Source organism: Ulvibacterium sp. (assembly GCF_965248315.1).
GTDB lineage: Bacteria > Bacteroidota > Bacteroidia > Flavobacteriales > Flavobacteriaceae > Ulvibacterium.
Genome location: NZ_CBDFIX010000002.1, coordinates 4,426,472 through 4,435,847, shown reverse-complemented (window position 1 = coordinate 4,435,847; position 9,376 = coordinate 4,426,472). Strand labels below are relative to the sequence as shown.

General features: G+C 54.2%; 2 protein-coding genes. Both read right to left on the bottom strand.

Annotated elements, in window-relative coordinates; translation table 11 throughout:
• A partial coding sequence (locus ACP2AF_RS20565) for a Calx-beta domain-containing protein (protein WP_425237999.1) occupies positions 1 to 6,130 on the bottom strand: 6,130 nt, incomplete at its 3' end.
• Positions 6,106 to 8,910: a Calx-beta domain-containing protein gene (locus ACP2AF_RS20560; protein WP_425237998.1), complete on the bottom strand. Its 2,805-nt coding sequence runs from the start codon at positions 8,908 to 8,910 to the stop codon at positions 6,106 to 6,108. The genes ACP2AF_RS20565 and ACP2AF_RS20560, both read right to left, overlap by 25 nt.
• Positions 8,911 to 9,376: the final 466 nt, after the last annotated feature.

Genomic DNA, 9,376 nt, shown 5'->3' with positions numbered 1-9,376 from the left:
TCCCGGTCTGTGCCGTGAAGTCGCTTCCGTCCGTCGCGGACCCGTCTATGGTTGCGTAGTCTACCGATACGTTCCCTGCGATGTCCCCGTTCAGGTTCACGGTGAACCTTGCGAATGCGTCTGTCCCCTCTGTCACGGTTACGTTGGTGCTGGCGAATGATATGCCCGTACCCGGTACCGCGTCGTCGTCGTTTATGTTCCCGTTGGCCGAATTGGTGGCCTGTCCGTCCACGAAGCCTATGCCCAGGTTGGAGACGATGTTGGATAGCTGTACGGAGAACGCCTCCTGTGGCTCTATCACGCTGTCGTCCAGGATCGGCACGTCGATGTCGAAGGACTTGGATGTGGGGGTGAAGGTAATGGTCCCGGTCTGTGCCGTGAAGTCGCTTCCGTCCGTCGCGGACCCGTCTATGGTTGCGTAGTCTACCGATACGTTCCCTGCGATGTCCCCGTTCAGGTTCACGGTGAACCTTGCGAATGCGTCTGTCCCCTCTGTCACGGTTACGTTGGTGCTGGCGAATGATATGCCCGTACCCGGTACCGCGTCGTCGTCGTTTATGTTCCCGTTGGCCGAATTGGTGGCCTGTCCGTCCACGAAGCCTATGCCCAGGTTGGAGACGATGTTGGATAGCTGTACGGAGAACGCCTCCTGTGGCTCTATCACGCTGTCGTCCAGGATCGGCACGTCGATGTCGAAGGACTTGGATGTGGGGGTGAAGGTAATGGTCCCGGTCTGTGCCGTGAAGTCGCTTCCGTCCGTCGCGGACCCGTCTATGGTTGCGTAGTCTACCGATACGTTCCCTGCGATGTCCCCGTTCAGGTTCACGGTGAACCTTGCGAATGCGTCTGTCCCCTCTGTCACGGTTACGTTGGTGCTGGCGAATGATATGCCCGTACCCGGTACCGCGTCGTCGTCGTTTATGTTCCCGTTGGCCGAATTGGTGGCCTGTCCGTCCACGAAGCCTATGCCCAGGTTGGAGACGATGTTGGATAGCTGTACGGAGAACGCCTCCTGTGGCTCTATCACGCTGTCGTCCAGGATCGGCACGTCGATGTCGAAGGACTTGGATGTGGGGGTGAAGGTAATGGTCCCGGTCTGTGCCGTGAAGTCGCTTCCGTCCGTCGCGGACCCGTCTATGGTTGCGTAGTCTACCGATACGTTCCCTGCGATGTCCCCGTTCAGGTTCACGGTGAACCTTGCGAATGCGTCTGTCCCCTCTGTCACGGTTACGTTGGTGCTGGCGAATGATATGCCCGTACCCGGTACCGCGTCGTCGTCGTTTATGTTCCCGTTGGCCGAATTGGTGGCCTGTCCGTCCACGAAGCCTATGCCCAGGTTGGAGACGATGTTGGATAGCTGTACGGAGAACGCCTCCTGTGGCTCTATCACGCTGTCGTCCAGGATCGGCACGTCGATGTCGAAGGACTTGGATGTGGGGGTGAAGGTAATGGTCCCGGTCTGTGCCGTGAAGTCGCTTCCGTCCGTCGCGGACCCGTCTATGGTTGCGTAGTCTACCGATACGTTCCCTGCGATGTCCCCGTTCAGGTTCACGGTGAACCTTGCGAATGCGTCTGTCCCCTCTGTCACGGTTACGTTGGTGCTGGCGAATGATATGCCCGTACCCGGTACCGCGTCGTCGTCGTTTATGTTCCCGTTGGCCGAATTGGTGGCCTGTCCGTCCACGAAGCCTATGCCCAGGTTGGAGACGATGTTGGATAGCTGTACGGAGAACGCCTCCTGTGGCTCTATCACGCTGTCGTCCAGGATCGGCACGTCGATGTCGAAGGACTTGGATGTGGGGGTGAAGGTAATGGTCCCGGTCTGTGCCGTGAAGTCGCTTCCGTCCGTCGCGGACCCGTCTATGGTTGCGTAGTCTACCGATACGTTCCCTGCGATGTCCCCGTTCAGGTTCACGGTGAACCTTGCGAATGCGTCTGTCCCCTCTGTCACGGTTACGTTGGTGCTGGCGAATGATATGCCCGTACCCGGTACCGCGTCGTCGTCGTTTATGTTCCCGTTGGCCGAATTGGTGGCCTGTCCGTCCACGAAGCCTATGCCCAGGTTGGAGACGATGTTGGATAGCTGTACGGAGAACGCCTCCTGTGGCTCTATCACGCTGTCGTCCAGGATCGGCACGTCGATGTCGAAGGACTTGGATGTGGGGGTGAAGGTAATGGTCCCGGTCTGTGCCGTGAAGTCGCTTCCGTCCGTCGCGGACCCGTCTATGGTTGCGTAGTCTACCGATACGTTCCCTGCGATGTCCCCGTTCAGGTTCACGGTGAACCTTGCGAATGCGTCTGTCCCCTCTGTCACGGTTACGTTGGTGCTGGCGAATGATATGCCCGTACCCGGTACCGCGTCGTCGTCGTTTATGTTCCCGTTGGCCGAATTGGTGGCCTGTCCGTCCACGAAGCCTATGCCCAGGTTGGAGACGATGTTGGATAGCTGTACGGAGAACGCCTCCTGTGGCTCTATCACGCTGTCGTCCAGGATCGGCACGTCGATGTCGAAGGACTTGGATGTGGGGGTGAAGGTAATGGTCCCGGTCTGTGCCGTGAAGTCGCTTCCGTCCGTCGCGGACCCGTCTATGGTTGCGTAGTCTACCGATACGTTCCCTGCGATGTCCCCGTTCAGGTTCACGGTGAACCTTGCGAATGCGTCTGTCCCCTCTGTCACGGTTACGTTGGTGCTGGCGAATGATATGCCCGTACCCGGTACCGCGTCGTCGTCGTTTATGTTCCCGTTGGCCGAATTGGTGGCCTGTCCGTCCACGAAGCCTATGCCCAGGTTGGAGACGATGTTGGATAGCTGTACGGAGAACGCCTCCTGTGGCTCTATCACGCTGTCGTCCAGGATCGGCACGTCGATGTCGAAGGACTTGGATGTGGGGGTGAAGGTAATGGTCCCGGTCTGTGCCGTGAAGTCGCTTCCGTCCGTCGCGGACCCGTCTATGGTTGCGTAGTCTACCGATACGTTCCCTGCGATGTCCCCGTTCAGGTTCACGGTGAACCTTGCGAATGCGTCTGTCCCCTCTGTCACGGTTACGTTGGTGCTGGCGAATGATATGCCCGTACCCGGTACCGCGTCGTCGTCGTTTATGTTCCCGTTGGCCGAATTGGTGGCCTGTCCGTCCACGAAGCCTATGCCCAGGTTGGAGACGATGTTGGATAGCTGTACGGAGAACGCCTCCTGTGGCTCTATCACGCTGTCGTCCAGGATCGGCACGTCGATGTCGAAGGACTTGGATGTGGGGGTGAAGGTAATGGTCCCGGTCTGTGCCGTGAAGTCGCTTCCGTCCGTCGCGGACCCGTCTATGGTTGCGTAGTCTACCGATACGTTCCCTGCGATGTCCCCGTTCAGGTTCACGGTGAACCTTGCGAATGCGTCTGTCCCCTCTGTCACGGTTACGTTGGTGCTGGCGAATGATATGCCCGTACCCGGTACCGCGTCGTCGTCGTTTATGTTCCCGTTGGCCGAATTGGTGGCCTGTCCGTCCACGAAGCCTATGCCCAGGTTGGAGACGATGTTGGATAGCTGTACGGAGAACGCCTCCTGTGGCTCTATCACGCTGTCGTCCAGGATCGGCACGTCGATGTCGAAGGACTTGGATGTGGGGGTGAAGGTAATGGTCCCGGTCTGTGCCGTGAAGTCGCTTCCGTCCGTCGCGGACCCGTCTATGGTTGCGTAGTCTACCGATACGTTCCCTGCGATGTCCCCGTTCAGGTTCACGGTGAACCTTGCGAATGCGTCTGTCCCCTCTGTCACGGTTACGTTGGTGCTGGCGAATGATATGCCCGTACCCGGTACCGCGTCGTCGTCGTTTATGTTCCCGTTGGCCGAATTGGTGGCCTGTCCGTCCACGAAGCCTATGCCCAGGTTGGAGACGATGTTGGATAGCTGTACGGAGAACGCCTCCTGTGGCTCTATCACGCTGTCGTCCAGGATCGGCACGTCGATGTCGAAGGACTTGGATGTGGGGGTGAAGGTAATGGTCCCGGTCTGTGCCGTGAAGTCGCTTCCGTCCGTCGCGGACCCGTCTATGGTTGCGTAGTCTACCGATACGTTCCCTGCGATGTCCCCGTTCAGGTTCACGGTGAACCTTGCGAATGCGTCTGTCCCCTCTGTCACGGTTACGTTGGTGCTGGCGAATGATATGCCCGTACCCGGTACCGCGTCGTCGTCGTTTATGTTCCCGTTGGCCGAATTGGTGGCCTGTCCGTCCACGAAGCCTATGCCCAGGTTGGAGACGATGTTGGATAGCTGTACGGAGAACGCCTCCTGTGGCTCTATCACGCTGTCGTCCAGGATCGGCACGTCGATGTCGAAGGACTTGGATGTGGGGGTGAAGGTAATGGTCCCGGTCTGTGCCGTGAAGTCGCTTCCGTCCGTCGCGGACCCGTCTATGGTTGCGTAGTCTACCGATACGTTCCCTGCGATGTCCCCGTTCAGGTTCACGGTGAACCTTGCGAATGCGTCTGTCCCCTCTGTCACGGTTACGTTGGTGCTGGCGAATGATATGCCCGTACCCGGTACCGCGTCGTCGTCGTTTATGTTCCCGTTGGCCGAATTGGTGGCCTGTCCGTCCACGAAGCCTATGCCCAGGTTGGAGACGATGTTGGATAGCTGTACGGAGAACGCCTCCTGTGGCTCTATCACGCTGTCGTCCAGGATCGGCACGTCGATGTCGAAGGACTTGGATGTGGGGGTGAAGGTAATGGTCCCGGTCTGTGCCGTGAAGTCGCTTCCGTCCGTCGCGGACCCGTCTATGGTTGCGTAGTCTACCGATACGTTCCCTGCGATGTCCCCGTTCAGGTTCACGGTGAACCTTGCGAATGCGTCTGTCCCCTCTGTCACGGTTACGTTGGTGCTGGCGAATGATATGCCCGTACCCGGTACCGCGTCGTCGTCGTTTATGTTCCCGTTGGCCGAATTGGTGGCCTGTCCGTCCACGAAGCCTATGCCCAGGTTGGAGACGATGTTGGATAGCTGTACGGAGAACGCCTCCTGTGGCTCTATCACGCTGTCGTCCAGGATCGGCACGTCGATGTCGAAGGACTTGGATGTGGGGGTGAAGGTAATGGTCCCGGTCTGTGCCGTGAAGTCGCTTCCGTCCGTCGCGGACCCGTCTATGGTTGCGTAGTCTACCGATACGTTCCCTGCGATGTCCCCGTTCAGGTTCACGGTGAACCTTGCGAATGCGTCTGTCCCCTCTGTCACGGTTACGTTGGTGCTGGCGAATGATATGCCCGTACCCGGTACCGCGTCGTCGTCGTTTATGTTCCCGTTGGCCGAATTGGTGGCCTGTCCGTCCACGAAGCCTATGCCCAGGTTGGAGACGATGTTGGATAGCTGTACGGAGAACGCCTCCTGTGGCTCTATCACGCTGTCGTCCAGGATCGGCACGTCGATGTCGAAGGACTTGGATGTGGGGGTGAAGGTAATGGTCCCGGTCTGTGCCGTGAAGTCGCTTCCGTCCGTCGCGGACCCGTCTATGGTTGCGTAGTCTACCGATACGTTCCCTGCGATGTCCCCGTTCAGGTTCACGGTGAACCTTGCGAATGCGTCTGTCCCCTCTGTCACGGTTACGTTGGTGCTGGCGAATGATATGCCCGTACCCGGTACCGCGTCGTCGTCGTTTATGTTCCCGTTGGCCGAATTGGTGGCCTGTCCGTCCACGAAGCCTATGCCCAGGTTGGAGACGATGTTGGATAGCTGTACGGAGAACGCCTCCTGTGGCTCTATCACGCTGTCGTCCAGGATCGGCACGTCGATGTCGAAGGACTTGGATGTGGGGGTGAAGGTAATGGTCCCGGTCTGTGCCGTGAAGTCGCTTCCGTCCGTCGCGGACCCGTCTATGGTTGCGTAGTCTACCGATACGTTCCCTGCGATGTCCCCGTTCAGGTTCACGGTGAACCTTGCGAATGCGTCTGTCCCCTCTGTCACGGTTACGTTGGTGCTGGCGAATGATATGCCCGTACCCGGTACCGCGTCGTCGTCGTTTATGTTCCCGTTGGCCGAATTGGTGGCCTGTCCGTCCACGAAGCCTATGCCCAGGTTGGAGACGATGTTGGATAGCTGTACGGAGAACGCCTCCTGTGGCTCTATCACGCTGTCGTCCAGGATCGGCACGTCGATGTCGAAGGACTTGGATGTGGGGGTGAAGGTAATGGTACGGAGAACGCCTCCTGTGGCTCTATCACGCTGTCGTCCAGGATCGGCACGTCGATGTCGAAGGACTTGGATGTGGGGGTGAAGGTAATGGTCCCGGTCTGTGCCGTGAAGTCGCTTCCGTCCGTCGCGGACCCGTCTATGGTTGCGTAGTCTACCGATACGTTCCCTGCGATGTCCCCGTTCAGGTTCACGGTGAACCTTGCGAATGCGTCTGTCCCCTCTGTCACGGTTACGTTGGTGCTGGCGAATGATATGCCCGTACCCGGTACCGCGTCGTCGTCGTTTATGTTCCCGTTGGCCGAATTGGTGGCCTGTCCGTCCACGAAGCCTATGCCCAGGTTGGAGACGATGTTGGATAGCTGTACGGAGAACGCCTCCTGTGGCTCTATCACGCTGTCGTCCAGGATCGGCACGTCGATGTCGAAGGACTTGGATGTGGGGGTGAAGGTAATGGTCCCGGTCTGTGCCGTGAAGTCGCTTCCGTCCGTCGCGGACCCGTCTATGGTTGCGTAGTCTACCGATACGTTCCCTGCGATGTCCCCGTTCAGGTTCACGGTGAACCTTGCGAATGCGTCTGTCCCCTCTGTCACGGTTACGTTGGTGCTGGCGAATGATATGCCCGTACCCGGTACCGCGTCGTCGTCGTTTATGTTCCCGTTGGCCGAATTGGTGGCCTGTCCGTCCACGAAGCCTATGCCCAGGTTGGAGACGATGTTGGATAGCTGTACGGAGAACGCCTCCTGTGGCTCTATCACGCTGTCGTCCAGGATCGGCACGTCGATGTCGAAGGACTTGGATGTGGGGGTGAAGGTAATGGTCCCGGTCTGTGCCGTGAAGTCGCTTCCGTCCGTCGCGGACCCGTCTATGGTTGCGTAGTCTACCGATACGTTCCCTGCGATGTCCCCGTTCAGGTTCACGGTGAACCTTGCGAATGCGTCTGTCCCCTCTGTCACGGTTACGTTGGTGCTGGCGAATGATATGCCCGTACCCGGTACCGCGTCGTTATCCAAAATGGAAATCGAAGTAGTTAGGTTTACCGGGGATTGATATGAGGAAGAAGTAACCTCAATATTCAACAGCTCAGTGGGCTCAATGATGTTATCATCCGTAATCGGAACCGTAAAACTAAAGGTCTCCTCATCGTTACCCGCAAATGTATGATTGCTATTCACAGCTATAAAATCTTGACCTGAAATAGCTGTATTATCAATAGTTCTATAAGCAATTGTTGGACCTACTTGATAATTACCCCGAATTTGAACAGTTACCGTCGCTAATCCTATGTCTTCAGCAACCGTAATGTTCTGTGTAGTAATTTCAATACTCTTTGTAGTATCCGGATTAACCGTGATGTTCACCGTCGCCATGACAACAGTTCCATTTGCATCCGTGATTTTATACACCAAACTGTCCAAACCATTATAATATGGGTTGGGTGTATACACAATATAATCATCTAACGGGTCATTGGGGGTACCATTATTGTTTACGGTAGCCGTGCCATTTGAAGGATTTGAATCAACCTCCAGGGCATTATTGTCTTGGGGACCATCCAAACCAAAATCATCGTTGTCCAAAACATCAAATGTATTGTTGGCCTGGTCCTCGTTTATGGTATAACTGTCATCGTTTGCCGTTGGTAGATTATCCGGTTTTACAGTTAAGGTAACCGTGGACGTATTGCAAACCGATTGGTTCGGTGCGGGTAAACAAACCTGAACTTCAAAAACATCAGTCCCCACAAAGTCGTTGTCAGGAATATAGGTAAAGGTACCATCAACATTTACATTTACCGTTCCATTTAAAGGTTGAACACTGGCAAAGTAACTGTATGAAGAGTTTTCCGGTACATTATCATTTGCACCCACATCACCGTTAAATTCTTCCCTAAATTCAGATTCGAAGATATCATCTACCGCATAGGTCTGCATCAAAAAGAATTTACCATCACCGTTATCATGGGTTGCCGCTATATATCTAATGGAAGTTATAGTGGAACCTACAGGTGCCACATCCGAAAGTTCAAAAAGTGCAATTCCAATAATTTGGCCGTTCTGATTATTCCTTCCGCTACTCCAGTAATCAGAATTTGTGGTTGGAGGGGCCTGTGGTCCTACTCCTGTAAGGTTTCCACTGTTTCGAACAAAAGTGCGTCCTAGCAATTGCTCCGAACCACCTCCGGAAGGTATGCCATACAACTCTAAATATTGACAGTTGTTTCCCCCTCTTTCCGTTACGGCCAGTATGCCATCCGGGTTTGACGGAATACCTGGGCTATAACGTATGGTCTGTATTTGTGAATCTGTTGTCGTTGCCGCATTGAAATCTCCACAGAAATTATCACCATTGCTATTGGATTCGAAGTAGTGGTTAAGGTTAAGGGATTGATAGGCCTCGATTGCCCTAGTATTCCAATTCACATTACCACTACTACCTAGAATTTCCGTTCCATTGCGCCAGATGTTGTTTCCATTATGCCCCCCAGGACCTAATCGGGTCAATTCATAGGATGAAGGAACTACAAATGTATTATAGACCGTTCCATTGATGGTAATGGATTCTAAGTTAGCCGGATCCGAAATAGTACTTTGTGTGTCCGCCCAATTAAAGGTGACCCCAGAAGAAATACCTTGAGCGTTTACCTCAAGGGAGGAACCGACTAGGGAAAAAATGAAAAACACCAAAGATGAATAGGCGAATTTTTTATTCAAAATTACTTGAAGTGTAGAGTTTCGCATAGGTTTACGGTTAAGATTTAGAGACAATAGGTGAATTATGGGCTGGTTTTCCTTTAACCCGATATAGGTGGTGAATGTTTTTTATGAATTGCTAGACCACCTATGGTATAAAAAAATGAACTATGCATTTTTAAGGTACTTTTAACAAACAAAATTATGCTCCACCCTTTCGCGTGTGATATTTTCTTTGTTTAAGAATGTGTTTTGTTCGATTAAAGACCTAAAGTTCGATGAAGGGTAAAACTTATGGGTCGTAGGTTTCGGCAAAAATTCCCAAGATATCGTTTACCGGTCAAAAATAGTCTATGAATGAGATAGTTAGCTATTCTTATTTTCTGATCTTTATGAAAAATAGCTTAGAAGGATAAATTGCCACCCTCATATAAAAGATGGCCCGTATTTACAATAAAAAAAGTCCTTCACAAACCTAATGTGAAGGACTTTCTGGATATATATGGACGCCTAA

What these genes read in the sequence shown, in the direction of transcription:
- ACP2AF_RS20560 (WP_425237998.1), bottom strand. Translation starts at nt 8,910, where the DNA reads ATGCGAAACTCTACACTTCAAGTAATTTTGAATAAAAAATTCGCCTAT.